Annotated in this window: 27 protein-coding genes and 1 pseudogene; 16 read left to right on the forward strand and 12 right to left on the reverse strand. The window is 58.9% G+C overall.

Features of this window, described 5'->3' with window-relative positions:
* Positions 1-62: 62 nt before the first annotated feature.
* The 5 genes from ABCR88_RS12760 (at position 63) to ABCR88_RS12780 (ending at position 5916) form a co-directional block, all read left to right on the forward strand.
* Positions 63-1439 carry a glutamine synthetase family protein gene (locus ABCR88_RS12760; protein ID WP_011060639.1) on the forward strand — a complete coding sequence of 459 codons (1377 nt, stop codon included), beginning with the start codon at positions 63-65 and terminating at the stop codon, positions 1437-1439.
* A 33-nt stretch (positions 1440-1472) separates the two neighbouring features.
* Positions 1473-2963, forward strand: coding sequence for an aldehyde dehydrogenase (locus tag ABCR88_RS12765; protein WP_236186935.1), 1491 nt, complete (start codon positions 1473-1475; stop codon positions 2961-2963).
* Between the two features lie 55 nt (positions 2964-3018).
* On the forward strand, positions 3019-4299 hold the full coding sequence (locus ABCR88_RS12770) for an FAD-binding oxidoreductase (protein WP_065363688.1): 1281 nt from the start codon (positions 3019-3021) through the stop codon (positions 4297-4299).
* A 269-nt stretch (positions 4300-4568) separates the two neighbouring features.
* Positions 4569-5117 (forward strand): cupin domain-containing protein, encoded by a 549-nt coding sequence (locus ABCR88_RS12775; protein ID WP_011060642.1) that lies wholly within the window; start codon positions 4569-4571, stop codon positions 5115-5117.
* Positions 5118-5256: 139 nt separating this feature from the next.
* Positions 5257-5916, forward strand: coding sequence for a carbonic anhydrase (locus tag ABCR88_RS12780; protein ID WP_041117377.1), 660 nt, complete (start codon positions 5257-5259; stop codon positions 5914-5916).
* Between the two features lie 95 nt (positions 5917-6011).
* Here the strand turns inward: ABCR88_RS12780 and ABCR88_RS12785 are convergent, their stop codons facing one another.
* Positions 6012-7532 (reverse strand): 2OG-Fe(II) oxygenase, encoded by a 1521-nt coding sequence (locus ABCR88_RS12785; protein WP_350404677.1) that lies wholly within the window; start codon positions 7530-7532, stop codon positions 6012-6014.
* Between the two features lie 105 nt (positions 7533-7637).
* Here ABCR88_RS12785 and ABCR88_RS12790 point away from each other — a divergent pair, with 105 nt between their 5' ends.
* The 4 genes from ABCR88_RS12790 (at position 7638) to ABCR88_RS12805 (ending at position 10911) form a co-directional block, all read left to right on the forward strand.
* Complete coding sequence (locus tag ABCR88_RS12790) at positions 7638-8246, forward strand: TetR family transcriptional regulator (protein WP_041117381.1); 609 nt, start codon at positions 7638-7640, stop codon at positions 8244-8246.
* Positions 8243-8929: a hypothetical protein gene (locus ABCR88_RS12795; RefSeq protein ID WP_350404678.1), complete on the forward strand. Its 687-nt coding sequence runs from the start codon at positions 8243-8245 to the stop codon at positions 8927-8929. Before ABCR88_RS12790 ends, ABCR88_RS12795 begins: the two co-directional genes overlap by 4 nt.
* Before the next feature lie 110 nt (positions 8930-9039).
* Positions 9040-9450 carry a VOC family protein gene (locus ABCR88_RS12800; RefSeq protein WP_350402793.1) on the forward strand — a complete coding sequence of 137 codons (411 nt, stop codon included), beginning with the start codon at positions 9040-9042 and terminating at the stop codon, positions 9448-9450.
* 87 nt (positions 9451-9537) lie between these two features.
* Complete coding sequence (locus ABCR88_RS12805; protein WP_350402792.1) at positions 9538-10911, forward strand: IS1182 family transposase; 1374 nt, start codon at positions 9538-9540, stop codon at positions 10909-10911.
* Between the two features lie 331 nt (positions 10912-11242).
* Here ABCR88_RS12805 and ABCR88_RS12810 read toward each other — a convergent pair whose 3' ends face one another.
* The gene (locus tag ABCR88_RS12810; RefSeq protein ID WP_015635927.1) at positions 11243-12172 is read right to left on the reverse strand and encodes a LysR family transcriptional regulator; all 930 of its coding nucleotides are present in this window, start codon (positions 12170-12172) and stop codon (positions 11243-11245) included.
* A gap of 278 nt (positions 12173-12450) precedes the next feature.
* Between ABCR88_RS12810 and ABCR88_RS12815 the strand changes: the two genes are divergently transcribed.
* The 3 genes from ABCR88_RS12815 (at position 12451) to ABCR88_RS12825 (ending at position 15355) form a co-directional block, all read left to right on the forward strand.
* A complete protein-coding gene (locus tag ABCR88_RS12815; protein ID WP_325984825.1) occupies positions 12451-13887 on the forward strand; it encodes a cytosine permease in 1437 nt (478 codons plus the stop codon).
* Between the two features lie 39 nt (positions 13888-13926).
* Complete coding sequence (locus ABCR88_RS12820) at positions 13927-14904, forward strand: carbon-nitrogen hydrolase family protein (protein WP_325984824.1); 978 nt, start codon at positions 13927-13929, stop codon at positions 14902-14904.
* 67 nt (positions 14905-14971) lie between these two features.
* A complete protein-coding gene (locus ABCR88_RS12825; protein ID WP_011061741.1) occupies positions 14972-15355 on the forward strand; it encodes a hypothetical protein in 384 nt (127 codons plus the stop codon).
* 145 nt (positions 15356-15500) lie between these two features.
* Here ABCR88_RS12825 and ABCR88_RS12830 read toward each other — a convergent pair whose 3' ends face one another.
* Both ABCR88_RS12830 and ABCR88_RS12835 read right to left on the reverse strand, forming a co-directional pair.
* The gene (locus ABCR88_RS12830) at positions 15501-16463 is read right to left on the reverse strand and encodes a GNAT family N-acetyltransferase (protein WP_350404679.1); all 963 of its coding nucleotides are present in this window, start codon (positions 16461-16463) and stop codon (positions 15501-15503) included.
* A gap of 289 nt (positions 16464-16752) precedes the next feature.
* Positions 16753-17235, reverse strand: coding sequence for a hypothetical protein (locus ABCR88_RS12835; RefSeq protein WP_325984822.1), 483 nt, complete (start codon positions 17233-17235; stop codon positions 16753-16755).
* A gap of 289 nt (positions 17236-17524) precedes the next feature.
* Between ABCR88_RS12835 and ABCR88_RS12840 the strand changes: the two genes are divergently transcribed.
* Positions 17525-17884: a hypothetical protein gene (locus tag ABCR88_RS12840; RefSeq protein ID WP_041118633.1), complete on the forward strand. Its 360-nt coding sequence runs from the start codon at positions 17525-17527 to the stop codon at positions 17882-17884.
* Positions 17885-18101: 217 nt separating this feature from the next.
* Here ABCR88_RS12840 and ABCR88_RS12845 read toward each other — a convergent pair whose 3' ends face one another.
* Positions 18102-18482 carry a hypothetical protein gene (locus tag ABCR88_RS12845; protein ID WP_041118632.1) on the reverse strand — a complete coding sequence of 127 codons (381 nt, stop codon included), beginning with the start codon at positions 18480-18482 and terminating at the stop codon, positions 18102-18104.
* Positions 18483-18636: 154 nt separating this feature from the next.
* A complete protein-coding gene (locus ABCR88_RS12850; RefSeq protein WP_041118631.1) occupies positions 18637-19683 on the reverse strand; it encodes a hypothetical protein in 1047 nt (348 codons plus the stop codon).
* 215 nt (positions 19684-19898) lie between these two features.
* Here ABCR88_RS12850 and ABCR88_RS12855 point away from each other — a divergent pair.
* Positions 19899-20285: pseudogene (locus tag ABCR88_RS12855) on the forward strand (DUF1214 domain-containing protein); the annotation flags it as partial.
* A 260-nt stretch (positions 20286-20545) separates the two neighbouring features.
* Here ABCR88_RS12855 and ABCR88_RS12860 read toward each other — a convergent pair.
* From ABCR88_RS12860 to ABCR88_RS12885, 6 genes are all read right to left on the reverse strand, one after another.
* Entirely contained in the window at positions 20546-21595 is a 1050-nt protein-coding gene (locus ABCR88_RS12860) for a hypothetical protein (protein ID WP_041118629.1), read from the reverse strand.
* Between the two features lie 7 nt (positions 21596-21602).
* On the reverse strand, positions 21603-22289 hold the full coding sequence (locus ABCR88_RS12865) for a class I SAM-dependent methyltransferase (protein WP_011061728.1): 687 nt from the start codon (positions 22287-22289) through the stop codon (positions 21603-21605).
* A gap of 520 nt (positions 22290-22809) precedes the next feature.
* Positions 22810-23205 carry a hypothetical protein gene (locus ABCR88_RS12870; protein ID WP_011061727.1) on the reverse strand — a complete coding sequence of 132 codons (396 nt, stop codon included), beginning with the start codon at positions 23203-23205 and terminating at the stop codon, positions 22810-22812.
* 25 nt (positions 23206-23230) lie between these two features.
* A complete protein-coding gene (locus ABCR88_RS12875) occupies positions 23231-23794 on the reverse strand; it encodes a hypothetical protein (RefSeq protein WP_011061726.1) in 564 nt (187 codons plus the stop codon).
* A 443-nt stretch (positions 23795-24237) separates the two neighbouring features.
* Entirely contained in the window at positions 24238-24399 is a 162-nt protein-coding gene (locus ABCR88_RS12880; RefSeq protein WP_070100297.1) for a DUF2986 domain-containing protein, read from the reverse strand.
* A gap of 120 nt (positions 24400-24519) precedes the next feature.
* Entirely contained in the window at positions 24520-24993 is a 474-nt protein-coding gene (locus ABCR88_RS12885) for a hypothetical protein (protein ID WP_015635918.1), read from the reverse strand.
* 291 nt (positions 24994-25284) lie between these two features.
* Here ABCR88_RS12885 and ABCR88_RS12890 point away from each other — a divergent pair, with 291 nt between their 5' ends.
* Together ABCR88_RS12890 and ABCR88_RS12895 are read left to right on the forward strand one after the other, a co-directional pair.
* Positions 25285-25425 (forward strand): hypothetical protein, encoded by a 141-nt coding sequence (locus ABCR88_RS12890; protein ID WP_155494418.1) that lies wholly within the window; start codon positions 25285-25287, stop codon positions 25423-25425.
* Positions 25426-25486: 61 nt separating this feature from the next.
* The gene (locus ABCR88_RS12895; protein WP_011061723.1) at positions 25487-25624 is read left to right on the forward strand and encodes a hypothetical protein; all 138 of its coding nucleotides are present in this window, start codon (positions 25487-25489) and stop codon (positions 25622-25624) included.
* Positions 25625-25667 lie beyond the last annotated feature (43 nt).

Here is a 25667-nt window from a genome sequence, read left to right on the forward strand (position 1 = left end):
TTTCGGGTTGACTGCTGGCGTGTCACAGCAGTGAACATAATAATTAACACAATAGGTGCATCATGTCGGTCCCCCCGCGTGCCATTCAACTCAATGAAGCCAATGCCTTCCTGAAAAAACACCCCGAGGTTCTCTACGTCGATCTGCTGATTGCAGACATGAACGGTGTGGTGCGTGGCAAGCGCATCGAGCGCACCGCGCTGCACAAGGTCTACGAGAAGGGCATCAACCTGCCGGCCTCGCTGTTTGCCCTGGATATCAACGGCTCCACGGTGGAAAGCACCGGCCTGGGCCTGGACATCGGCGATGCCGACCGCATCTGCTACCCGATCCCCGGCACCCTGAGCGTCGAGCCCTGGCAGAAGCGCCCCACCGCGCAACTGCTGATGACCATGCACGAGATCGAAGGCCAGCCGTTCTTCGCCGACCCCCGCGAAGTGCTGCGCCAGGTGGTGAGCAAGTTCGATGAGATGGGCCTGACCATCTGCGCGGCCTTTGAACTGGAGTTCTACCTGATCGACCAGGACAACGTGAACGGCCGTCCGCAGTCGCCCCGTTCGCCGATCTCCGGCAAGCGTCCGCATTCCACCCAGGTCTACCTGATCGACGACCTCGACGAGTACGTCGACTGCCTGCAAGACATCCTCGAAGGCGCGAAAGAGCAGGGCATTCCGGCCGACGCCATCGTCAAAGAAAGCGCCCCGGCGCAGTTCGAAGTCAACCTGCACCACGTCAGCGACCCGATCAAGGCCTGTGACTACGCAGTACTGCTCAAGCGCCTGGTAAAGAACATCGCCTACGACCATGAAATGGACACCACCTTCATGGCCAAGCCTTATCCGGGCCAGGCGGGCAACGGCCTGCATGTGCACATCTCGATCCTCGACAAACAGGGCAACAACATCTTCGCCAGCGAAGACCCAGAGACCAACGAAGCCCTGCGCCATGCCATCGGCGGCGTGCTCGACACCCTGCCGCAGCAGATGGCCTTCCTGTGCCCCAACGTCAACTCCTATCGCCGTTTCGGTGCGCAGTTCTACGTGCCGAACTCGCCGACCTGGGGCATCGACAACCGCACCGTGGCCGTGCGCGTACCCACCGGTTCTGCCGATGCGGTGCGCATCGAGCACCGGGTGGCTGGCGCCGACGCCAACCCTTACCTGCTGATGGCTTCGGTGCTGGCGGGCATTCACCACGGCCTGACCAACAAGATCGACCCGGGCGCGCCGGTTGAAGGCAACTCCTACGAGCAGAACGAACAAAGCCTGCCCACCAACCTACGGGACGCCCTGCGCGTACTGGACGACAGCGAAGTGATGGCCAAGTACATCGACCCGATGTACATCGACGTGTTCGTGGCCTGTAAGGAAAGCGAGCTGGCGGAGTTCGAAAACTCCATCTCCGACCTGGAATACAACTGGTACCTGCACACGGTCTGATGACCGTGTCACTGCCTGCGTTGAGTATTTGCCATGACTAAATCCCGCAGCGACTGGGAGCAGCACTTCCAGTCCCTCAGCCTCGAAGGCCGTGCCTTTATCGACGGCCAGTACTGCGCCGCCGCCAGCGGTGCCACCTTTGAATGCCTGAGCCCGGTGGACGGACGCTTTTTGGCCAACGTTGCCAGCACCGATCAGGCCGATGCCGATCGTGCGGTGGCGGTGGCGCGCCAGGCGTTCAACAGTGGCGTCTGGTCGGGCAAGGCCCCGGCCGAGCGCAAGCGCATCCTGATTCGCTTTGCCGAACTGATCCTTGAGCACCAGGAAGAACTGGCGCTCCTGGAAACCCTGGACATGGGCAAGCCGATTGGCGACTCCATGGCTATCGACATTCCGGCCACGGCCAACGCCATCCGCTGGAACGCCGAAGCCATCGACAAGCTCTACGACGAAGTGGCGGCCACCCCTCACGACCAGCTGGGCCTGGTGACCCGGGAACCGGCGGGCGTGGTAGCGGCCATCGTGCCGTGGAATTTCCCGCTGATCATGGCCAGCTGGAAATTCGCCCCGGCCCTGGCGGCGGGCAACTCGTTCATTCTCAAACCGTCGGAAAAGTCGCCGCTGACCGCGATCCGCATTGCCCAGCTGGCCCTGGACGCCGGCATCCCCAAAGGCGTGTTCAACGTCCTGCCGGGCTACGGCCACACCGTCGGCAAGGCCCTGGCCCTGCACATGGATGTGGACGTGCTGGCCTTCACCGGCTCCACCGCCGTGGGCAAGCAACTGCTGGTGTATGCCGGCGAGAGCAACATGAAGCGGGTGTGGCTGGAAGCCGGTGGCAAGAGCCCCAACGTGGTGTTTGCCGATGCCCCAGACCTGCGCGCAGCGGCTGAAGCGGCTGCTGCGGCCATCGCCTTCAACCAGGGCGAAGTCTGCACCGCCGGCTCGCGCCTGCTGGTGCAGCGCTCGATCCGCGAGCAGTTCATCCCGCTGCTGGTGGAGGCCCTCAAGGGTTGGAAGCCGGGCCATGCCCTCGATCCCGAAACCCGGGTCGGCGCGGTAGTGGACCAGCGTCAACTGGAGAACGTGCTGCGCTACATCGAGATCGGCAAGGAGCAGGGCGGGCAACTGCTGGCCGGCGGTGTCCGCACCCTGGAAAGCACTGGCGGCCTGTATGTCGAGCCGACGATCTTCGACGGCGTGACCAACGCTATGACCATCGCCCGGGAAGAAATCTTCGGCCCGGTGCTGTCGGTCATCAGTTTCGATACCGAAGAAGAAGCGCTGCAGATCGCCAACGACAGCATCTTCGGCCTGGCGGCCGGGGTCTGGACCGCCAACCTCAGTCGCGCCCACCGTTTTGCCCGCGGCCTGCGGGCCGGCAGTGTGTGGGTCAACCAGTACGACGGCGGCGACATGACCGCGCCGTTCGGCGGCTTCAAACAGTCCGGCAATGGCCGCGACAAGTCGTTGCACGCCTTCGACAAATACACCGAGCTCAAAGCGACCTGGATCAAGCTCTAACTCTTATAACAACAGCGGCGGCGGGCCTGGGCCCGTACCCGCTGGGGAATTTCTCATGCAAACCTACGTGAACAGCTACTACGCGGCGACCCGCAATCAGACCACCGACTACCCGCAACTCGACGAGTTGGTGGAGTGCGACGTCTGCGTGATCGGCGCCGGCTACACCGGCCTGTCCTCGGCCTTGTTCCTGGCGGAAGCGGGCTATAGCGTCACCGTGCTGGAAGCGGCCAAGGTCGGCTTCGGCGCCAGCGGGCGCAACGGCGGGCAACTGGTCAACTCCTACAGCCGCGACGTGGACGTGATCGAAGAACGCTACGGCGAAAAAAGCGCCGAAGTGCTCGGCAGCATGATCTTCGAAGGCGCCGACATCATTCGCCAGCGCATCCAGCATTACGACATCCAGTGCGACTACCGCCCCGGTGGCATCTTCGCCGCCCTGAACAACAAGCAGCTCAAGGGCCTGGCGGAACAGAAACGCAACTGGGAGCGCCTGGGCAATAACAACCTGAAGATGCTCGACAAGGCGCAGATCGACCGCGAAGTCGGCACCAAGAACTACATCGGCGGCCTGCTGGACATGCAGGGCGGCCACATCCACCCGCTGAACCTGGCCCTGGGCGAAGCCAGCGCCATCATCGGCCTGGGGGGCAAGATCTTCGAACAATCGGCGGCGGTGGAAATCACCTACGGCGAACCCAACGTGGTGCGTACCGCCAAAGGCGTGGTGCGGGCCAAGTACCTGCTGATCGCCGGCAACGCCTACCTGCAGCAAGACCTCGACCCCCGCGTGACCCGCAAGAGCATGCCCTGCGGTTCGCAGATCGTGGTTACCGAGCAGTTGCCGGAACAACTGGCCCGCAGCCTGATCGCCAACAACTACTGTGTGGAAGACTGCAACTACCTGCTGGACTACTTCCGCCTGACCGGCGACAACCGCCTGCTGTACGGCGGCGGCGTGGTCTACGGCGCCCGGGAGCCGGACGACATCGAGCAACTGATCCGGCCGAAGATCCTCAAGACCTTCCCCCAGCTCAAGGACGTGAAGATCGACTACCGCTGGACCGGCAATTTCCTGCTGACCATGTCGCGCATGCCGCAATTCGGCCGTATCGAAAAGAACGCCTACTACATGCAGGGCTACAGCGGCCACGGCGTCACCTGTTCGCACCTGGCGGGCAAGCTGATTGCCGAAATGATCCGCGGCGACGCCGAACGCTTCAACGCCTTCGCCTCCCTGCCGCACATGCCGATGATCGGCGGGCGCACCTTCCAGGCCCCGTTGACCGCCATGGGCGCCGCGTACTACGCCCTGCGCGACCGCTTCGGCATCTGACGCCACCTCGCTCCTACAGCCTCCCACTCCTGTAGGAGCGAGCTTGCTCGCGAAGCTCCGGCCCTTGACCCGCCCCGGAAAAAGCCTCGCAAAGCCCCGGAAAACCGACACCCCATCACCCAGCCTTCACGCCCATCGCCAGTCTTTACAGCTTGCCTGTCAAACATGTTTAAATAGCCGCCTTTTCAGGCTCCAGGGCAGCCAAATCGCGACGTTCGCGACCCAACCGCCGCAAAAATACCCTTAAGTACTTCTCACATAAGGCTGTTATGGACACGGGCACCCGACTCAAACTCGTTCGCGAAAGCTACAAACTCTCCCAGCGCGAGCTGGCCCGTCGTAGCGGCGTCACCAATGCCACCATCTCCCTGATCGAACAGAACCGCGTCAGCCCCTCCGTCAGCTCCCTGAAAAAGCTGCTGGAAGGCATCCCCATGTCCCTGGCCGACTTCTTCACCTTCGACCAACCGCCCCGTGAGCACCAATACGTGTTCCGCGCCAACGAACAGCCGGACCTGGGCCGCGACGGCCTGCGCCTGTTGATGATCGGCGCCCCGGTGGCCAACCGGCAGATGCGCTTTCTGCGCGAGCAATACGCCCCCGGCGCCAGCTCCGGCGAAGAAGCCATCGTGCATGCCGAAGGCGAGGAGTGCGGCCTGGTGACCCGCGGCACCGTGGAGTTGACCGTGGACGGGCAAGTCAGCGTGCTCAACCCGGGGGATGGCTATTACTTCCCCACCACCTTGCCCCATAGCTTTCGCAACATTGGCCAGGATGAGGCGGAAATCATCAGCGCCAACACCCCGGCGAACTTCTAATGCGAGGATTTCGGCTCGATGTTCATCATTGATCGAATAGAGCGAATGCGCGCGACGTTTGCAATAATGGGGACCACTGCGGCGCGATGGCATAACGAGTGCTCGTGCCAACATCCGGCATGCGGGTTTGGAGGAATTAATGCGTGACATCATTGACGGCTTTCTGCGCTTTCAGCGCGAGGTCTATCCGCAACGCGTCGAGCTTTTCAAGCAGCTCGCGACAGAACAAAACCCGAAGGCGTTGTTCGTTACGTGCTCGGACAGTCGTGTTGTGCCCGAGCTTCTGACGCAGCGCGAACCGGGCGAACTATTCGTAATTCGCAACGCGGGCAACATTGTGCCGTCGTATGGCCCTGAGCCGGGCGGCGTTTCCGCCACCGTCGAATATGCAGTCGCCGTGCTCGGTGTACAGGACATTGTCATCTGCGGCCACTCGGATTGCGGAGCGATGGGCGCGATTTCGCGCTGTACGTGCCTGGATCATCTTCCGGCGGTTGCCAACTGGCTACGCCACGCAGATGCGGCGAAAGCGATTAACGCGGCGCATGAGTTCGACACGCCTCGCGCGAAGCTCGACGGCCTCGTGCGCGAAAATGTGATCGCACAGCTGGCGAATCTGCGTACGCATCCATCGGTGGCACTCGCGCTCGAGCAGGGGCGCATGAATTTGCACGGTTGGGTCTATGACATCGAGGCGGGCTGCATCGATGCGCTGGATGGCGCGACACGACATTTCGTGCCACTTGCCGACTCGCCGAGCACTGTTGCGATTGCTGCGCGAAACGGCAGACAGATGTAAGGGCGACAAACACGTCAAGGTGACGAGGCTGTTTGCCGAATGCGTTCGCCTCAACGAGTAAGGTCCGCGACGTGGCCTGGCCGCTGTTGCCCTCCTCAGCGCTGGATCGGGTCGCCATGCACCCTTATCTGGCCGTCATACCCACAGCTGATCCAGCGACCGGCGCGGGCGGGGAGCACATCGGTTGCAAAGTTGTCGTGTGACCCGATGATCGCCCCCTGGTGTGATGCCAGATTCCACCGGCTAACGTGTCCATCCTCGCCGCATGTCAGCAGCCCCTGTCGCGCCTCGAAGCGCACGCGCCGCACAGGCCCGTCATGGGCGGCAAGGCAATCCAGAAGCGCCAGCATCGGGTCGACGGCTAGCAGGTGCACGGTGCCGTCAAAATCACCCGCAGCCAAGATGACGCTGCCATCGGCGTCGATCCAGCTCGCCAGCGTCCTCAGGGGGCGGCCCAGATCGAGCACTTGTACGCAGTCCCGCTCCTCGGGTTGCCACAGCCTGACGGTTCCGTCCTCTGATGCGCTGGCGAAACCGCCGTTGCCCATAGGCGCGATCGCCCAGACCCAGCAGGCGTGGGCCTGACGCCTGTCCGTAGCACCTGTCGCCAGGTTCCAGACTGTCACGCGACCGTCAGCAGCCCCGGTTGCGAAGCGGCCAGCGCCTAACCTTGCCGAGGACAGGACGGCCGAATCCGATGTGCCGACCAACCTTGACTTGCCGGTCGCCAAGGACCAATGGCGGATCGTACGGTCCCGCGAGTGAGAAACAAGCTCGCCAGGCGCCACGTCCACCAGACCCAGAATGGACTGTGTATGTCCGTCAAGCTGGCCCAGGCACCGGCCCTCGCGATCCCACAGCCGAATGGTTGCGTCACGCCCGGCGCTTGCAAAGCCCCTGTCGCCAAGGTCGGCAAGCGCCCATACGTACCCGCGGTGGCCCGGCTGGAAGGGGCCGTCGACTTGCAAGGATTGCTGTGGCTCGTACATCAGGTCACTGCGCATGACGTACTTTTGGCCAGCGTCCACTAAGGCGCCGGCGTGCCAGAGTGTGTGGTCGAATACGATCAGGCTGCCCTTTCGCGGGCGCAGCCTGAGCGTGGAATCCCGGTTCGACATGGCTGCGGACCGTCCCTCGAAGAACACGGTCTCTCCGCCGCTGAATGCATCGTCGTTAAGATAAATCATGAAGGTCAGGCGTGACTGTTGGCGCTGGCGATGGTGTACACCATCCTGATGGGCGCGGAACTGGGTGCCGGGCCGGTAGCGGCAGAAGCGCAGCCGCTCATTGATGCCAGCCAGATGCCAGCCGTCCTCATCGATCACCGTCCCGAGCCTCGGCATCCGCCAGGCGCAGTGTTTCAAGCGTTCGAATAGCCGCCCGGCCAGAGCGGGGTCGTCTGCCACGATCCGGTCATTATCGCGGTAGGAGGACGGATAGTCAGACCCTGCGCTGGCGAACCCGCACTGCTCCGTGGCTTCTATCAACGCTTCGCACTCGCTGGCCGAAAGAAACTCGTGGACCAGGACACAACGCACCTTGTCACCCAGCGGTAGCTCGACCGAGGCCGACGGAGCAGTGGCCCCCGCCATCAGTTTTTCAGCGAAGGAATTCATCGTGATCTCCAAAATTGGTCTGATAACCAATATTTGGAAAGCTAGGGTGTGGCGGAGTCGATGTCAATGCTAAGCTGGTCGTGCAACCAATATTGGAAAGGTGACATGGCACGGCGCTCGAACACTGATGAAAGACGCGGCCAGATCGTGGCGGCACTCCAGGCCGTCATGGCCAAGGCCGGCTACGCAGGCGCAACCGTAGCGGCCATCGCCCGGCACGCGGAACTAGCGCCTGGCCTCGTGCATTACCACTTCAAGGACAAGCGCGAGATCTTGGTGGCACTGGTCGACTCACTGGCCGGCTACGCCCTTCAGCGCTACGAGTCCCGGGCCGCTGAGGCCCAGACGGCGGAGCAAAGGCTTCAGGCCTACATAGCAGCACACCTGGCCTACGGTTCGGACGCACAGCCCGATGCGGTGGCGGCCTGGGTGATGATCGGCGAGCAGTCGGCCCACGACCCCGATGTGCGCGAGGTCTATCAGGCTGTGCTAGCGGCGCAGATGAAGCTTCTCAAGGGCCTGCTCCGACAGCGGTTCGCTGAACGCGGACGCCGCGCCCGAGGGCTCGATGCGCTGGTGGCGGGCATTACCTGCTTTATCCAGGGGGCGTTCACGCTGTCCACCACGGCGCGGCCATTGCTGCCGACGGCCTTCGCCGCACCGACGTTGAGCGCCTGGGTCGAGCGTTACATTGATGGGGAGGAGGAGCGATGAGGGGAACACCTGAAGGGCGCAGCCTCTTCCCGGTCGGCGCGCACAGCGCCCCCGAGGTGCCTGACGGTGTGGATTTCGCCGCCTGGGCGCGCGTCTGGGCGGAGCTTGGCGTCGGATGCCCGGCGCGAGCAACCTATGAAGAGCTCCTTCGACGCTACCGCGAGCCCCATCGGGCATATCACAACTGCCAGCATTTGCAGGAATGTCTCCAGGTGCGCCGGCTCATCAACGCTGCTTGCCACGCCCCCGCTGAAGTCGACCTCGCACTCTGGTTTCATGACGCCATATATGACCCCCTTCGCAGCGACAACGAGCTGCGCAGTGCGCAATGGCTGGACGACGTGGCACGCGATAGCGGCCTGGGGGATGAAATCCGGCGCAGGCTTTACGGCCTGATCATGGTGACGCGACACGACGGCGCTTCTGCGTCGGCAGACGAGGCCGTGTTGGTGGACACGGATCTGGCGATTCTTGGGGCATCGGCCGCGCGGTTTGAGGAGTACGACCGCCAAGTCCGTCGCGAGTACCGATATGTGCCGCTGTTTGTCTACCGCCGAAAGCGGCGCCAGGTCCTGGAGGGCTTCCTGGCACGCGGACGCATCTATACGACCGGCCCATTCTTCGATGCATTCGAACAGCAAGCGCGCGCTAATCTTGTACGCGCCATCAACCGCCTTGACTGAGGAGCGCTCCCAGGTTGCCTTGGTGAGCGGCGGCAATCGGCCGATTGTGTTGAAAAAATCGACGTTGGTATGCTCACCCCCTCTCATCGACTTGTTTTGGATAGGTGCTCATGTTGACTGGCTTGAATCACCTTACGTTGGCGACTGCGAACCTTCCTCGCAGTATCGAATTTTATGTGGGGCTACTCGGTTTTAGGCTGGCTGCTCGCTGGGAAACGGGGGCCTATCTTACCCTTGGCTATCTCTGGCTTTGTTTGTCTTTCGATGAGAACTATGCATCGGAAAAACACCCTGATTACACTCACTATGCGTTTTCGGTGGGGCAGGACGATTTTGAAGGAGTAACTGTTTGCTTGCGGTTACGGAACGTTATCGAGTGGAAAACCAATTCGAGCGAGGGTGACTCGTTTTATTTCTCAGACCCCGACGGGCACCGACTGGAAGTGCATGTCGGCAGTCTGGCTTCGCGGCTTGAGCAATGTCGGCGCCATCCATACGCAGGTATGGAGTTCTTTGACTGACAGTTTTCGATCGATTTATTGAGCAAGTAGCTCTCCTACCGGGCTTGCGGCAAAATATACACATCGGCCAGCGGGAGCGTACGCAGCATGATGGGACAGTTATCGAGTGGGCAGGATCGACTGTTTTACTCGTTCAACCTTGAAGATCACATCCCAGCAAATCATCTTCTGCGCAGCATTGATCGGTGTCTCTATCTGGGCGACCTGCGCCATTATCTCACCGATTTCTATAGCCCGATTGGGCGCCCTTCAATTGATCCTGAACTGATGATTCGCATGCTGGTCGTGGGTTACTGCTATGGCATTCGCTCCGAGCGGCGGTTGTGCGAAGAGGCCCATTTGAACCTGGCGTATCGCTGGTTCTGCCGGTTGAGCCTTGAGGATGAAGTCCCCAATCACTCGACGTTTTCCAAGAATCGACACGGCCGTTTCCGGGACAGCGGTTTGTTTCGGTGGCTGTTTAATGAGGTGCTGCGTCGCTGCATGGACGCAGGTCTGGTCAAGGGCGAAGGCTTTGCAGTGGACGCCAGCATCATCAAGGCGGACGCGAGTCGGCAGCGTGGTGTACCAGGCGATGGAGAGGTCAACTGGAGCGATCCAACGCTCAGTACGCGTGCCGTACGTGAATACCTCGAAGCACTTGATGAAGAGGCGCTGGCTGAAGCACCTCCCAAGCGCTTATCGCTGACTGATCCTCTAGCCCGATGGACGGCTGCTCCGGGTGGCCCCGCCTTCTTTGCATACTCCACGAACTACATGATCGACACTGAGCATGGCGTGATCATGGATGTGGAACCAACACCTGCCAATCGAACGGCCGAGGTCGAAAGTACCAAGACGATGATTGATCGGGTCGAAGAACAATTCGACATTAAGCCAGATCGCCTCATCGGCGACACTGCTTACGGTACGGCGCCGATGCTGGCCTGGATGGTGGAGGAAAAAGACATCGAGCCGCATGTGCCGGTGTGGGACAAAACCGAGCGCAAGAACGACAGTTTTTCGAGCACCGATTTCCACTGGAATGAAGAGGCTGAGGAATACCGCTGCCCGGCCGGCAACCCATTGCGCAGCGAATGGCGAGCCTTCAAAAATGAGCGTTCACACGTCACCAAAGCCAACACCATCATCTTCCGATCCAGACAGACCGACTGCGCTACGTGTCCGATGAAAGCCAAGTGCTGCCCGAACACTGCGTTTCGCAAGATCGCCCGCAGCGTCCATGAAGCTGCTCGCGATGTGGCTCGGCGCATTGCAGCAACACCGGCGTATCAGCGCTCTCGCCACGAACGTAAAAAGGTCGAAATGTTGTTTGCCCACCTCAAGCGCATCCTGAAATTGGATCGCTTGCGACTACGTGGCATGAGTGGCGCGACGGATGAATTCACGCTGGCCGCTGCGGTGCAGAACCTGCGACGGCTGGCCAAATTTTCATCTCAAGGGCCACCAGTCACGGGATAGGTGCGCCTGCACCAAGCAAAAAACCTCAAAATAACCCAATAACAGAGCAGCAAAGGTCACCGAAGGTCCGAAAAACCACTCAATGTGGTGAGTAGGTTCTCCAGTGGTGGTCGAGCCTGAATTCAGGCGATCTGAAAATCCGACTTTTTCAACAGAATCGGCTAAAAGCAGCCGATCACAACGTACCGCTTTGCGGGGACTTTTTACTATTCTGTAGTCCTCCACTTAAGTGGAGGAAATAATCATGAGCGGATGAAGGGCGCTGTATTCGACAGCCATTTGCCTAGGGTATGGAAAAGTGCTTTCGACGGACGGGTTTGTTTGTCATTTTTCAAACTTGCGTGCTCGACTTCAATGTCACCGAGTGCTTTGCGGCCTGCAATGCTTGCATCAGCTTGGCCAGTGACTCTGTCGGGACTTGCCCTTGTCGGGTGATGCTATGAAATGCTGCGTTATACCTCAGCCGCTGCGGTGCAATTACACGCAACATGCCACGTGCTACCCAGATATCGGCGTAGTGGGTCGGTAGGTAGCCGATGCAGGTGCCGGAAGCAATCAGTGTGGCAATGGCTTCCATGGAGAAAGCGCTTACCGAGTTGCCGAAGCGCAATTTGTGCGGCCGGCGGCTTTCGAGCATGTAGCCACGGTCTACGTAATCTGCGGCACCGATCTCCTCGTCCGTAAAATGCTCGTCGGGACGTGCAAAGAAAGGATGACCACGCCCGCAATACAGGTTTTGTTCTTCCTCGAACAACGCTTGGTAATGCAGGCCTGAGAGCTGGTGGTTAAAACAACCGATGGCGAGGTGCAGACGCCCTTCGAGCACAGCTTGCTCAAGCTCGTCAGCACGCATTACTTGCAGGTCGATGCGGGTACTGGGCGAAACCAGGCGAAAGGAAGCGAGGGCCTGCGGCAGCGGTGCCTGGTCGAGTGAAAGCAGGTTATCGACGCTGCCTATCTGCAAGAACTCTGGATACTTTTCGTTAAGCATGACTACCCGCCGATGAAAGCGGTCGATATCAGCATACAGTTCCTGCGCCGCCGCATAAGTTTGGGCGCCTTGTTCGGAAAGTTGAAAGCCGCTCTTGCCACGACGGCAGAGGGAGTAGCCGAGGCGAATTTCCAGATCTCGCACCAATGTGCTCAAGCGAGGCAGGCTGGTATTTAAGCGTACCTGCGCGGCAGTGAAGCCTCCAGCCTCGACGATGGTGCAAAAGATGCGCAGTTTGCGCAGATCCACGTCTGAGAGATTAGTGAGCATCAAAACCTCCGATGCAGAGACACAAACGCTATAGGGACAGCCCTTATACCAGCAAATTTACCTTGCGAATCAATGCGATTGAACCGCACCGAAAGAGGCCGTTTTTTAGTTGCGATTTCGAGTAAGTCAGGTTCCGTACTGCAGGATTTACCAGCCATTTTTTTCTTCCGATACTCGCGGTGCTGCTGGTCGGCAGTGTTGCGGCGAGGGGAGCCACTGCCGCGGCCCACACAAGCAAAACTTCACCCAGAACAAAAATAACGATTACGGAGTGCGGTATGGCAACTCAACGAAGTAGCGGATCGAGCAGGCCCGCCATTGAAGCTCGCTCAATCGATTATGTGCCTCGTGCAGAGCGGCACGGTAAGGTCTGGCACCAAGGCCCGTTCTGGTTTACCGGCAACTTTGTGTTTCTCACCATGATGGTCGGTTTTGTTGGGCCAAGCATGGGGCTCAGCATAATGTGGAGTGTACTGGCGATTGCAATAGGTGCTGGCTTTGGCACCGTGTTCATGGCCTTGCACGCCAACCAGGGCCCGAAGATGGGCTTGCCGCAGATGATTCAGTCTCGTGCGCAATTCGGTAGCCGGGGTGCCATTGTGCCGTTTGCGGCGACCATCTTTGTTTACATCGGTTTTATAGTATTCGGCGTCATTTTGGTCACTCAGGCCATACAGCTGGTTCTGCCGGGCTCGACGTGGTTTTGGTACCCCACGTTAATTGCGATCAGCATCGTGATTGCACTGGTGGGATATGACCTGCTGCACTTTGTGCAACGTTGGCTCACGTATCTGCTAATTGCCGTGTTTGGCATCGTGACATTGATGGCTGTTACTGCACTGCCAGCGGCAGCTCCAATACCGGTGAGCTCGGGTTGGAACACCACTGCGTTTCTCGTGCAGTTGTCACTTGCTGCGGGGTACAACATCAGCTATTCGGTGTATGTCTCCGATTATTCGCGCTACCTGCCTCAAGACTCGTCCAGCCCCAGGCTGATCTTCTGGACGTACTTGGGCGCGACTGCTTCGGCGATATGGCTGATGTCGCTGGGGGCGGTGTTGTCCAGCTATATACCGGGCGCCGATGGCATCGTTTCGCTGGTGCAAACCGGTAATTATTTCTTCCCTGGCTTTGGCATATTCGTCGCGTTAGTGGGGGCCGTCGCGCAGTTGTCGGTCACCGGCATAAATAGCTATGGCGCCATGCTAACTGGAATCAGCGCGGTGGACGGCTTCCGGCCAGTACGCCCCGGTGTCCGCGTGAGAGTGATCGGCCTGAGTGTAGTGGGCCTGCTGTCACTGGTGATCGCTTTGGCGCTACCGGATGCCTATATGGCCAGCTTCAATGGCTTTGTACTGCTCATGCTGTACTTCCTCATCCCATGGACGGCGGTCAATCTCGTCGACTTTTATGCGATTCGCAAAGGCGAATACGCCATCGCCGAAATATTCAATCCGCACGGCGTATATGGCCGCTGGGCCTGGCGGGGTGTACTGGCCTATCTGGTTGGTTTTGTTGCAATGGTGCCGTTCTTCTCTCTTCCGTTTTTCGTTGGCCCGGTAGCTGCGGCACTGGGCGGTGCGGATATCGCATTCATCCCCGGCTTGTTGATTTCCGGCGGCCTGTATTTCGGGTTGGCGCGCAACCTCGAACGCTCATCGGAGATCGCAGCGCAACGCCAAAGTCAGCTCGTGCTTGAAGGTATTGCCGGCTGAACACTCACCGATAAACGACCATCAGAAAAAGGTTTTTAGATGATCAGCAAATGCGAAAAAACAGTCGCTATTGTGCAAATGCCTGCGGCTCTTCTTGATCGAGCCGAATCGATGCGCCTGGCAGCCGAACATATCAAGAGTGCTGCGCTCAAGGAGGCGCAACTCGTGGTATTCCCGGAAACGTGGTTGAGCTGTTACCCCGCATGGATATTTGGAATGGCGGGCTGGGACGATGCGCAAGCCAAGTTCTGGTACGCCAAGCTACTGGCGGACAGCCCGGTTATTGGCCAGCCTGACGACATGGACGATGACCTTGCGGTGCTTCGCGAGGCTGCGCGTGTTAACGCAGTCACCGTGGTGATGGGTATGAACGAGCGCTCTCGGCGCCACGGCGGCTCGCTCTACAACTCTCTAGTCACTATTGGCCCGGAGGGGACCATTTTAAATGTGCACCGCAAACTGACGCCCACCCATACCGAACGCACGGTATGGGCCAACGGTGATGCCGCAGGTCTACGGGTGGTCGATACCGCGGTTGGTCGCGTGGGAGGGCTGGTGTGCTGGGAGCACTGGCACCCGCTGGCGCGCCAGGCCCTGCATGCACAAGACGAACAGATTCATGTGGCGGCATGGCCGGACATGACGGAAATGCACCATGTTGCTGCCCGTTCCTATGCGTTCGAAGGGCGCTGTTTTGTGCTTTGCGCTGGCCAGTACCTGAACGTTGCTGATGTGCCAGCCGAGTTACTGACGGCTTACCGCCTTGGGGTTGGCGGCAACGGACTGGAGGAGCGTTTACTGTTCAATGGTGGATCTGGTGTGATCGCTCCAGATGGTTCCTGGGTGACGGCACCGCTCTTTGGGGAACCTGGAATTGTCCTGGCAACCATCGACCTTGCGCAGATCGATGCCCAGCACCATGACCTCGATGTGGCAGGTCATTACTTGCGCCCGGATGTCTTCGAGCTCTTGATTGATCGACGCGTACGTACCGGTTTAACGCTGCGCGACGACTGAGTATCTCCTCAACCCTATATTCCGGGTGGCCGTGCATAGGCCGGCCCGGAATCATTAAGGCTAACTCATGGTTCATGTACTTTTGGCTACAGCGCTCTTATCCATCATGTTGGGTGCACTCTCCGGCTTTGCCGTTCTGGCTTCCGTCGACTACCCAGCCAAGCTCCGTGCCCTAGGTGTGGTCAACCCGATGCGCGTGCGGCAGGCGCATCTGGACTGGATCATCATGGGGACGGTGATGGCGGTCACCGCGCTTGCCAATCCTCAGCTTCCCGACTGGGTCGTTGCGTTGGTGATGTTTGGTGGCGTGGTCAATCCGCTAACGTTTGTGCCCATGGCGTTCTCCACTACGGTGGAGACCACCAAGGCATTTCAATGGGTGTCTTTTGTGTCGTTTGTTTCGTTGAGTGTGGGACTGATCGCGGCGGCGGCTTATTTTATCTTTGGTTGAGTCATCAACATCGATAGCCGGCTAGACCTGTTCTACCGCCTCCTGCTTTTGACCAAAGCAACGGGCCGCTCAGGCACGAAAAGCGCGGCACTCTCCTTTGGGGAGTCCTCGCGCTTGATGGTCGAACGCCAAGCAAAGGGCGCACTTACAGGTGGAAATCCCCCGCAGCCTCCGGCTGGTAAAGCACTTTCCTGATTTCAATCCGGCGGGTGCGATCAGAGATTCGCCAGTCGATGGTGTCCCCCTCCTGATAGCCAAGGATGGCGGCGCCTATATCGGAATACACCGAATGCTTCCCTGCGGTGCTGTCCGCGTCTTCAGGGTAGACCAAGGCCACTTCGATCTCTTCGTCGTCCAGTTGCAGCAAGGCCCTGGAGTTCATCGTGATGACGTTGCGCGCCACCTGCTGCGGCTTGACGACAATGGCTCGCTCAAGCTCATGTTCGAGTTCAACAATCGTCGGGCCTTGCTCGAACACGATCAGGCTCTCGAGCCTGGCCTTGTCGATTTCAGTGATGTAGATCTCAGTGGAGTCGACAACGGTACCTTCGCGCAAGAACTGGAGATAGCGCTCGGCCGTCATGGAAAATGATTTCAATGTCGGCGTTTCGCTTTCAAGCACAAAGCCGCTGCGCTGAAAGGCTTTCAGCGAGCGCGTGTTGTCCGGGTGGATCTTGGCGATGAGCTTCTCGGCCCGCATGTCGAGGAAGGCCAGTTTCATGCCTTCGCGAATGGTGCGTGCGCCCAGGTTCCGGCCCCATTTGTCGCTGTCTCCGATGACCAGGACTATCTCGCAATTGGAGCCGGTCTTGACCAGACGGACAAAGCCCACCGGAGCGTCATGCCGGTCATAGGCCATGAAGAACCGGCCGTCCCGGTTGAATAGATGGGTCAGGATCGGCAATTGAGTCCGATCGATGACTTGCTCGATGGAGCGGGAGACGTGACGCGAATCGCTCAAATAGCAGGTAACGCGCTCATCCTCCAACCAATCCATCAATGTCAGCGCGTGCGCCCGAGTAATTTCAGGGCACAGTGTAATGAAAGGCTTGTTCATCTTGACCACACTTGTCTGTAAAGAATGGAAGCCTTTCATGGCTATGGTCATGACGGTTCTTCGGCAACCGCGCATTTTAAGATATACCGCGAGGAATGGCGAACATCCCGGCGTGTTCGAGGAAACCATCGTTCTGCCCCAGCATCCGGTCCAGAGGTTCGCCGCAGGCTGCTCCATCAAATGTATGTGGATGTCGTGGCATGACCGGGCGTAACAGTTTCAGTGCTTTGGATCATGTGGCCGAACCCGCCTTTGGGGAGGTTTCGAGAGTTTCGGCCCGCCAGGGCCCGTCTGGCGGCGTTTCAGCGCAGTGAATCTAAAGATGCCTGGCCGGGCCAATCTATTCGTGAAGCGTGTATTTCCCGTTGGCTGCAATAAAACCTTGAAAACTTCTAATAAAGGCTTTTCTTGTGCCAGGTAGTATTTTTTTTAGAGTCAGAAAATAAAGATAGATAGGCGTCGCGTCCCCAGTACCTTCCTCTATCCAGCACTCTTCTGTTGCAAAGCAAAAAAGTACACAGCGTATGAGGTTCGCAAAGTCTTCATCTGATTTACGGTGCTGTTGCTCTACCGTCCAGAGTTCTAGTACAAGCCTTCTCCGGAGATCCCCATCGCTTTCTATAGGTTCTCGCTGGATGCTTTTTTCGATATATGGAATCAGCACTTTCAACTTAGGGGTGGAAATGCTAGCAAGTACACCGCCGTCGATCAGACTGAGCAAATAGCGTGCGTACTGACGTGTTATTTCACTGAAAGGCACGCTCGCTTCAAGTAACGCCTGTTCAAGGTAATCGAACTCTTGAACCTCCAGGCTATCAATCATCATACAGCTCCATCTTTTACTCTTATCGTGCAGCAGCAATCGGCCGAAAGCGGTCAGTGCAGATTCAGGTAGGGGTTCGAGGTCCTATTCTCCCTACCCTGGTTGCATTTGGCGAGCTGGGTGTTATGGGGGGGCGAGGCCCTGGGCTGGTAAGCAGATAGCTAAGAACAACTACTCATCACAGATGGCAATGACCCGCAGATGGCCGCCCCTGCGCATCGTGCAGCTCGGGCGCCGTCGATGTTGGTTAGAATGGCGTGTTGAAGTCTATCGCTCGCAAGGAAACCCAATGAGCACTGAAAAGCCAGAGCCTTTGCTCATCCTTCAAAGGTTTTTAGATAATGTTTATGTGAAGGCTTCGAAAAGCCAGAATGTTTTACTCAAAAGAAACCATGGTCACTACACATACGCGAATGGAATACTCTTCGTCTACGTGACGATCTTCCCTAAAGAGGTTGAGCTTGTTTTTGAAAGCAAGCAGGTAGGTAACGGGGTTTTTAGTATTGTTTTGGATATGTGCATGTCCAGTGGAGAAGTACTGGCTGGCAACCTGCTGTCTCTGAATGGGAGATGCGAGGAGATTAGCACGGCATTGACCTCGCAAGAAGACTGGGTGTTGGCCCTATTGTTAAAGTGCTTGGGCAACTGAGTCTTTTTCCAGAGCGTAGACACCGCAGGCGTTCCGGTTTGCCGGTTCGCGTGCGCCGAGTTTATGCGGTGACCGCTTCTGGCGGTGGATTCAACCGGTCGATGCAACAGATTGGCTAAATCGTTCGACGGGTGTTTCGTAGTCTAGTGTTTTCCGAGGGCAGCTATTTAGCTGCCTTGCAACTTCGTAAGTCGATACCTCGCAACCCCACGGCTCATTATCTGGGCGAGAAGATCACCTTGACCGGATTGTCGTGTTTGTAGGTTGCCGATGATGGCCCGTAGTCGACGTTGAAGCCTGGCAGCCAGGCCCTGAGTTCAGTATCTGAAATCCATTCGAGCTGGAGCTGGCTTGCGGCCGCATTGGCGTCGAACTGAGCCAAGGCTTGCTCCGCAGATTGGCAGGCTGCCGATACGCCGGATTCCAGTACCGAGACCTGGAGCTTCTCGCTCCATGTGATGGATCCGCTTTGAGGGCACTGGCGTACTTGCACGTGATATTTCCCGCTGGGTGAAGGCAGGTCGTAGACAATTTTGTTGGGGCCGCATGCGGCCAGCAAGGCGGACAAGAAAATCAGGGCGGGGACACGTCTATTCATCGCAGTATTCCAATTGCCAGGAGGGGCAAGTGGGCAGTCGGCTCCATCGGCGTGGCAGGGCCTGCACCGGGGGCGTGCCGAATTCAGGCAAACAGGCCCCCGAGCGCATGCTCAACACGGTATTCGATGAGACGGCCATACCCTCGGACTTGTCTTACTTGGCCAGTGACAACGGCACGCCCCAGATGGGATCTTCCATGCCTTGCTTGCCCAGCGGCGTGATTTGCATGGGCTGGAGCCTGGACAGCAACTGCCGGTGCTTCTCGCTCAGGTTGCGCTGCTCGATGAGATTCTGCGTAAAGCTCATGGGCGCCGGCCAGGTGTAGACGGTCAGGTTGTCGAGAGGGCACTCGATTTTCTTCGGGTCGATCGCCCGGCACTTCGACTGCTGGTACTTGTAGCCAGGGGTCTTCAGGTGCATGCGTGGGGCCAGCAGCAATTGGCCGCCCTGGATGGTGAAACTGGCAAGCGCCTTGTCGACCGGCAGGCGCGCCTGGACCTTGATCGCGGGAACGTCGCGAGAATCGGTCTGCTGGTAATAGCCGCCCGGGGAGCCCGCCGTCGTCTGGGTATATTGCTGTTCACCCCAGCTCACGCAGGCACCCGAAGCCCTGAGCACGGCGGTACAGACAGTTTCGGTCTTGGTCTCGCTGCCATAGGTAGCGTCCTTCCAAACCTCTTCCCTGTAGTACTCGCGATACAGCTCGGGGGACAGGTAGGCAGTCCCGTTGGCGCCATGGCCCGAACCGGGTGGGCCGCTGCGGGCGCCGACCTGGTCGAGCAAGCCGTGGATCTGGTAGTCGTCGCCGCCGGTCAGCAAGTATTTGCCCGGTGGCAGGATGTGCACCTCGAAGGCCTTGAACAGATAGGTTTCGCCAGGCGGCCTCTGCAGCGCGTTGGTCTGGAACTTGCGGCCGAAGGTCACCTTCGGATCCTTCTCGTATTCCCAGATCACCGTCGGCGTCCATTGAGTCATGGTCAGCGCATCGCTCAGCGACTTGTGCGGCATCACGTCCGCCACCAGTACCACCGCCATGTTCGCCTTGAGTGCTGCGTCCACCTGATCCAACAGCTGCGCGTAGCGCGGATCGTCCATGCTGCCGTAGGCACCCGAATCGAGATCGGAGACGCAACCGGAGGAGAGGGAAAGAGCGAGGAGCAACGCGACGGGTAGGGCAGAGCGCTGCCGGAACAGTTTCATGTATCAATCCTTGATGGGCGTTGGCAGGGGATGTTGAACAGCAATATTAATGGTTTGAGGGTAGAGCGCAATATTTAGGAAGGCCGGTCCGATGGCATGCGCAAAGAGCAAGAATACGCTGTGATTCACCTCACATATCGAACTCTGAACGCTGTGCGAATTCGACTTCGCAGGCCCATAACGACCTGCGCAGGTAGAGGCAGGGAGGGGACGACATGAACATGGTCGGTGCCGGTGCCAAGTATCCCGCGACCACCCGTGATGCCGACGGCAAGTTCCTCGACGGTGCCCAGACCTACAAGCTCAACCTGCCGGCAAATGTACCCGCGGCGTTGTTCTGGTCGGTGACCGCCTACGACAACCTGACCGCCTCGGGCCTGGACAACGGCCAGCCGTTGCCGTCTCTCAGTCAGATGGATAAGCCGGTGCAGAACAGCGACGGCTCTACCGACATCTACTTTGGCCCGAAATCTCCGGGTGAGGGCAAGAACTGGATCAAGACCGTACCGGACAAGGGCTTCCTAGTGATCGTGCGGCTTTACGGGCCCAAGCAGGCATTCTTTGACCAGAGCTGGAAACCGAGTGATTTGCTCAAGCAGTGATGAGTGTGCTCGTGTCGTGCCCCATAAGACGGCCAATGCGAACAACGCTTTTCGAATGATAGCCGGTGAGCAGTACGTTGAACCCTCTGCGCGATAGCGTTGAGCATTCATTAATAGCCGTCAGGTATGTCTGAATCAGGCTAAATGGTGCCCACTTCAATAGGTGGACACCATTGCCCTGAGCGTTGGGATCAGGTCGGACGATTACAGCCATAGTGACTGTCGACCCGTGGATGATTTGCACAGAGCGGGGAGTTCGCTCACAGCCCCTTTATATTGATTGTCACCTGTAATCCCAGTGGGCCAGGCCTATCGCAGATCAATGTCATTCTTTCGATGGGATGACGCTCCAGCAATTTAAGCAGTTGCGTCGGGCGCAGACCTACTCGCACATGTGCCAGCAACTCGCGAGTGTGCTGAGACAGCGCTTGTAGCAGGGTGGCGGGATCATCAACCTGCAGATGCAGCCATTTGCGCGGCGCCGCGATATCCGGCAAATCGAAGCCGTCGACGCCTGTCTGGAACAGCTCCCCACCCTCGCTGTGAACGGAGGACGCAGCAGGTGAAATACCCAGGCCCTGCAGTAGCAATTTAAGCCTGGCAGCCTCGCCGGCAATGTCTGCGGCATTCATGGCAGAGAATGCGTAATTGACGCGCTTGCTCGGGGACTGCAATACGGCTTGCTCAAGAAAGGCCGTACGCTTGGGTGCGATCTCCCAAACCAGGGTGTTTTCAGTTTCGCAAGGCTGCATGGACTGCCTTTGAGCGGCAGCCTGATAAAACGGATGCTCACTCAGGGGCTGCATGACCTCGGACAGCCGAGTGGCCAACCCGGTATCAAGAAAGCTCAGATACGCCTCGAAGGTCTGGTTGGACTTCGCGTCAGGCCAGCACCCGCAAAAAGCCCTGAGTGCGTCACGGGCTGCCGAGTCGAATGTCTGCGGCAGGATCATCGTCCCCAGATCCCGGGATCGCCCGCTGTCGCTCAACAGCGCGGCGTAGTCCATCAGCAACTCGCCCTGGTCGACCCATTGAATACCGTGGTCACGGCCACGGCGTTGCCACAGACTGCGTTGCTGCTCATCGTGAGAAAACAGCAGGGCCGTCGTCTGTCCCGGAATGCATTGCGCCAGGAAGTCTTCAGTGGTCATCAGTTGAATGCCATCAACGGCATCAATCAGTACCTTGTCGTGCACCAACGCCACCGGTTCCCAAGGGAAGTCCCGATCCTGCAACGCGCGCTTGAAGGGCACTGATCGCGGCGTACTGTAATCCCAACCGATAAAGTAGAGTTTCTTGCGAACAGTCATGCCGGGCTCACTGTGGTTTCTGGAAGTAAAAAGTTTGCGTATCGCCGATACGGCCTGCGGTCAAAGCACCGCTATGGGGGCTGTAGTAATTGCCCGAGACCACCTTTCCGCTACTTGGATTGACCAACGTGCAGTCGGCCCCCAGCCAGGTCATCAGGGTCAGGCCATGCCGTTCGCCCAAGCTCAGGAACTCTTCCACGGTGTAGTGCTTGTAGTGCCACGCGTAGGGGTTTTTGCTCAGGTCCACAACCTGTGAGTTGGGTGCGGAGATAATCAATCGGCCGCCGGGCTTCAATGCATGGACCATCAGCCCAAAGAACGCTTCGCCCTGCTCGACGTGCTCAATGGACTCGATCGACACAATGAAATCAAAGTGGTTGGCTGGCAGTGAAAACGGAAAAAATTTCTGGCTGAACAGTACGTTCAAATCGACATAATTGCGGTTAGCCAGGTCAATGGACTCGGCCGAGCCGTCGATGCCGTGCATGAAGCAGGGCAGGGATTGCGCCAGCAGATGAGTGCCATAGCCATTGCCACAAAAGATATCGGCGCCCAGCAGCGGCCCCGGCAGGTCGGCGAGGACCTCGCGTGCGAATTCATAGCGAGCGATGGCATCGGGCGGGAGTGCATCCGGGTGCAATGCGGTGAGTCGTTCACCACTGTCCAACCTAAAATCTCTATCAAGCAATCCCATAAATACCTCGGCACTAAATGCCCGGACTCCAGGCACCGTGAATAAATGATTAGTACGTGAACACCCTGGGGCCTAGGGGGCTCAACTTGTCATAAAAACTGTTGCCAGGTAACTGTCGCCCACGTACAGCTCCCAACAATCATTTGCAGTGTTCGCCCGCTACCGTGCCGGGCAAGGCGACACTGGCCAAGCCAACCTTGGGTCTTGCGAGCCTCCCCTGCGCTGTCCGGGGGTGACTGCAGATTGATCAGCCGGTAGCCCGCCATTTGAACCTGCGGGAGTAGCTCGTGGCAGCGTAATTCGCCGCCCTGCCATCGAGCACGACCCCTACACGTTTTTCGGCAGGCGGATAGTGCTGTAGCAGTGGCGACAGGTCAAATTTGGAATGGTTGTTCGATGCCACGCGAGCTATACCGCCTAGTAGATCGGCTGGTGCCGCCGCTATGGAGGTTGGCCATGGGCTAGGAGCAGACCCCTGGCCCCGCGTGGCTCTGGCCACCCGGGTCGAGGTCGTGGAGGGTCAGGCTTCTGGCTTGAGCTTTATGCCGGCACATCGGCCTCGAGTCAGCAGGTAGTCCACTTGCCTGGCGCGGTTGATGGCGACGCGGATTTCGCAGCTGGCTGAGTTGGTCACGTCGCCCCAGTATTCAGCGTGTACCAGTTGGCCGTTCTGTGGGCCGGTGTAGGTGCCGAGCGCTTCGCGTGAGGTGTACGAGGTGTCGCGTTTATAGATCAGTACCACCCAGTCCTTTTCGGGGGCGGTGGCGACTTGGTTGGGGACGCCAAAGTGCTCGATCGCCTCGCCAACCGGGCGGTTCTTCCAGTAGTTGCGGGCCTGGGCTTCGGGCAGGGTCGGAATGGCCGAGCATCCGCTGAGCAGGATGGCGGCTATTCCCAGTGCGAGCAGTCTTTTCATCGCACGTTCTCCATAAATAGTGCGTTCATTTGGCGGGCATCTGATCGAATGCCTGGTCGACGATCTTCAGGATGGCCGTCTTGGTGTGCTCGTGATTCATTAACTGGAACAGCCCCGGAGCGGCCGAAATCATCTGCGAGGTAGGCATCTTGCCGAGCGGATACATCTGCTTCGCCTGGCGCTGCTCCGGATGACAGAGGAAGTCCCGGGTCTGAGCTATCCAGGGCTCGGGCTGCTTTTGCCATTGAGTGGAAACCTTCTTCGGGCGCAAGTCGTTGAAGAACTTGCTGTAGTTCTGCGCGCCGTTCAGGCGCACCCGGTTCTTCGCGCAGTCGACTTCGACGTCATACGCGGTCATCGTTGGCTTGCCGCCTTCTTCGTAGAGCTGATAGACGCCCAGCGAACGGACACCGCCCTTGCGCAGGAAGATGTTGGAAGGTTCACCGTCGACGATGAAGGCTTCGTTCTTGTTGAGGCTGCCCTGGTGATGAATCATCCAGAAGTCGCCGGCCGGGGCACTTTCCGCTTGTGCAGCCAGCGGGCTGCACAGCAGCAAGGCGGGCAGCCAGGGTCTGAGGGAGGTGAGCATAGGGCAACAATCCTTTGCTGTTGTGGGCACCTGGAGGCGGTGCTTGCGGGTGAAGAAAAATCAACTCAGTCCGTTGGCAAGACGGTGAGTGGCCAAGCTCAGGGGCTGTATCGGGCGATGGGCAGGGCGGACTCTGGTGAGTGGCTGCCATGACCAGAGGGCGCTCCTCGAGTTTTTTTGTTCGTGGCAGCAGGTGGGCCGCTCAAGGGTAGAAATATAGGTGCGCCGGGCGTCGTGGGTCGATTAGGGCAAATGTGCTAATGGCGTATTGCTGCTATCGAGCAGGGCCGCGGAAACTACGGCGGGCAGCTATCCCAGGGCAGGCCGCAGGAGGTCGATGGAGCGCTCAGGCCCGAGGGGGCAGGGTGAATTCAGGTAAAGACCAGGGCCGCTAAGGGAGGGGGCAGTGTGCTACGGCGGCCAAGGCTGTTGAGGGGGCTGGATCAGCTTTCGGGTGCGATGACCGGGTCTTGAACGGCTTCAGCCGCCAGCTTCAAGCGATCGGCCTTGCTGATGTAGGTGCACTTCTTCTTCGGTGCCAGTTTGGCGCTGGCCTTCCTGGCGTTGGCCTTCAGCAGTTGGTTGATTTTCTTGCGGCGATTCATGTGTGCGACTCGGCGGGTAAGTTGCCGAATGATATCAGCTAAGGGGTGCGGGCCGGCCACCCGGGGTGAACCCTGGTTGCACAAGAGTGGGTGGCGGCCCTGTTTAGCTGGATCACCCGATCACTTCTTGCTGTTGCAGTCGATTACGCTGGCATCGGTGATGATGTTCTGGCTATCGGTGTACAGGGTGATGCTGCAGAAGTAATCGAGCACTGTCCGGTTTTCCTCATACCCGGTCTTGCGATAGACCGCTTCGCTCCCCACCGGCATCATACCGCCGACTCCGCCTCCGCCAATGCCTACCCAGGTCTCCTTCTGGCCGACGTACTCAACGCCGGTCTGCACGAAGACCTTCTCTGGCGTGGTATGGGTCTGCACCCGGTTCCACAGGTAGAAACCTCCACTGCCGTAGGAAGAAGGCCCCATGCCCTGGTCGGGCCTGCCGAACAGTTGAAACGCATTCTTGGCCGGCTGCCCCACCAGTTTCTGGGCGGCGATCTCGACGTCGTTGGGTTCGGTCTTGGCTGTTGGGATGGCACAGGCGCTGATGGTCAGAACCGTGAGGGCAAGGCATACGAGCTTGAGTGAAGGCATGACACAGATTCCTTGTGTTCCTGGATTTTCGGCAAAAGATAATCTGAAAAATATCGGCATGGCCAGCGCAAGATTGTGCTGAAGAGCCGCCGTGCGCTGATTTGCGCCGGCCATACAGGCGCGACAACACGCCACACTGGCGCAATCGCCGGCAGTGGTCTTTGCTGTCTCGGGCCCGGCGGCAGGGCGCGCGGACTGAGCCTGCGTCATGCCATACAGGGGGCCTGTGTCCGCCTCTGGTGACGGAGCAGGGCACAGAACACTATCGAGGTCTCGACCAAGGAGGTCAGGTTGAAAAGGAAAATGCTGGCGGCTTCGCTGCTGCTGTGGATGTTTTCGCTGACGGTGCAAGCCGACTGCGCGGTGCTGGGGCCGGGAGAGGATCCGTGCGCTGGCCCGGTGCTCGGGCCTACGGTCTGCGAATGCCCTTGATGAATGTCCGTGCCCTCGTCAGGGGGCATGGGTGACTGGATGACTGACCAGGAGGTCGCAAATGAAAAAAGTGATGTTGGCGGTATTGCTGCTGTGGGGCTTCACCCTGACGGCCCAGGCTTCTTGCCCGGTGTTCGGCCCGTCCGAAGATCCGTGCAGCGGCCCGGTATTCGGTCCGTCCACCTGCGAATGCCCTTGAGCTAGTTGCCAATGGCAGGCCCGGCCCAGGTCGGGCCTGCTTC

The organism is Pseudomonas sp. W17 (assembly GCF_040268305.1).
GTDB lineage: Bacteria > Pseudomonadota > Gammaproteobacteria > Pseudomonadales > Pseudomonadaceae > Aquipseudomonas > Aquipseudomonas protegens.

Coding starts and splice junctions, on each gene's coding strand:
- ABCR88_RS12760 (WP_011060639.1), top strand. CDS start 63: ATGTCGGTCCCCCCGCGTGCCATTCAACTCAATGAAGCCAATGCCTTC.
- ABCR88_RS12765 (WP_236186935.1), top strand. CDS start 1,473: ATGACTAAATCCCGCAGCGACTGGGAGCAGCACTTCCAGTCCCTCAGC.
- ABCR88_RS12770 (WP_065363688.1), top strand. CDS start 3,019: ATGCAAACCTACGTGAACAGCTACTACGCGGCGACCCGCAATCAGACC.
- ABCR88_RS12775 (WP_011060642.1), top strand. CDS start 4,569: ATGGACACGGGCACCCGACTCAAACTCGTTCGCGAAAGCTACAAACTC.
- ABCR88_RS12780 (WP_041117377.1), top strand. CDS start 5,257: ATGCGTGACATCATTGACGGCTTTCTGCGCTTTCAGCGCGAGGTCTAT.
- ABCR88_RS12785 (WP_350404677.1), bottom strand. CDS start 7,532: ATGAATTCCTTCGCTGAAAAACTGATGGCGGGGGCCACTGCTCCGTCG.
- ABCR88_RS12790 (WP_041117381.1), top strand. CDS start 7,638: ATGGCACGGCGCTCGAACACTGATGAAAGACGCGGCCAGATCGTGGCG.
- ABCR88_RS12795 (WP_350404678.1), top strand. CDS start 8,243: ATGAGGGGAACACCTGAAGGGCGCAGCCTCTTCCCGGTCGGCGCGCAC.
- ABCR88_RS12800 (WP_350402793.1), top strand. CDS start 9,040: ATGTTGACTGGCTTGAATCACCTTACGTTGGCGACTGCGAACCTTCCT.
- ABCR88_RS12805 (WP_350402792.1), top strand. CDS start 9,538: ATGATGGGACAGTTATCGAGTGGGCAGGATCGACTGTTTTACTCGTTC.
- ABCR88_RS12810 (WP_015635927.1), bottom strand. CDS start 12,172: ATGCTCACTAATCTCTCAGACGTGGATCTGCGCAAACTGCGCATCTTT.
- ABCR88_RS12815 (WP_325984825.1), top strand. CDS start 12,451: ATGGCAACTCAACGAAGTAGCGGATCGAGCAGGCCCGCCATTGAAGCT.
- ABCR88_RS12820 (WP_325984824.1), top strand. CDS start 13,927: ATGATCAGCAAATGCGAAAAAACAGTCGCTATTGTGCAAATGCCTGCG.
- ABCR88_RS12825 (WP_011061741.1), top strand. CDS start 14,972: ATGGTTCATGTACTTTTGGCTACAGCGCTCTTATCCATCATGTTGGGT.
- ABCR88_RS12830 (WP_350404679.1), bottom strand. CDS start 16,463: ATGACCATAGCCATGAAAGGCTTCCATTCTTTACAGACAAGTGTGGTC.
- ABCR88_RS12835 (WP_325984822.1), bottom strand. CDS start 17,235: ATGATTGATAGCCTGGAGGTTCAAGAGTTCGATTACCTTGAACAGGCG.
- ABCR88_RS12840 (WP_041118633.1), top strand. CDS start 17,525: ATGAGCACTGAAAAGCCAGAGCCTTTGCTCATCCTTCAAAGGTTTTTA.
- ABCR88_RS12845 (WP_041118632.1), bottom strand. CDS start 18,482: ATGAATAGACGTGTCCCCGCCCTGATTTTCTTGTCCGCCTTGCTGGCC.
- ABCR88_RS12850 (WP_041118631.1), bottom strand. CDS start 19,683: ATGAAACTGTTCCGGCAGCGCTCTGCCCTACCCGTCGCGTTGCTCCTC.
- ABCR88_RS12860 (WP_041118629.1), bottom strand. CDS start 21,595: ATGACTGTTCGCAAGAAACTCTACTTTATCGGTTGGGATTACAGTACG.
- ABCR88_RS12865 (WP_011061728.1), bottom strand. CDS start 22,289: ATGGGATTGCTTGATAGAGATTTTAGGTTGGACAGTGGTGAACGACTC.
- ABCR88_RS12870 (WP_011061727.1), bottom strand. CDS start 23,205: ATGAAAAGACTGCTCGCACTGGGAATAGCCGCCATCCTGCTCAGCGGA.
- ABCR88_RS12875 (WP_011061726.1), bottom strand. CDS start 23,794: ATGCTCACCTCCCTCAGACCCTGGCTGCCCGCCTTGCTGCTGTGCAGC.
- ABCR88_RS12880 (WP_070100297.1), bottom strand. CDS start 24,399: ATGAATCGCCGCAAGAAAATCAACCAACTGCTGAAGGCCAACGCCAGG.
- ABCR88_RS12885 (WP_015635918.1), bottom strand. CDS start 24,993: ATGCCTTCACTCAAGCTCGTATGCCTTGCCCTCACGGTTCTGACCATC.
- ABCR88_RS12895 (WP_011061723.1), top strand. CDS start 25,487: ATGAAAAAAGTGATGTTGGCGGTATTGCTGCTGTGGGGCTTCACCCTG.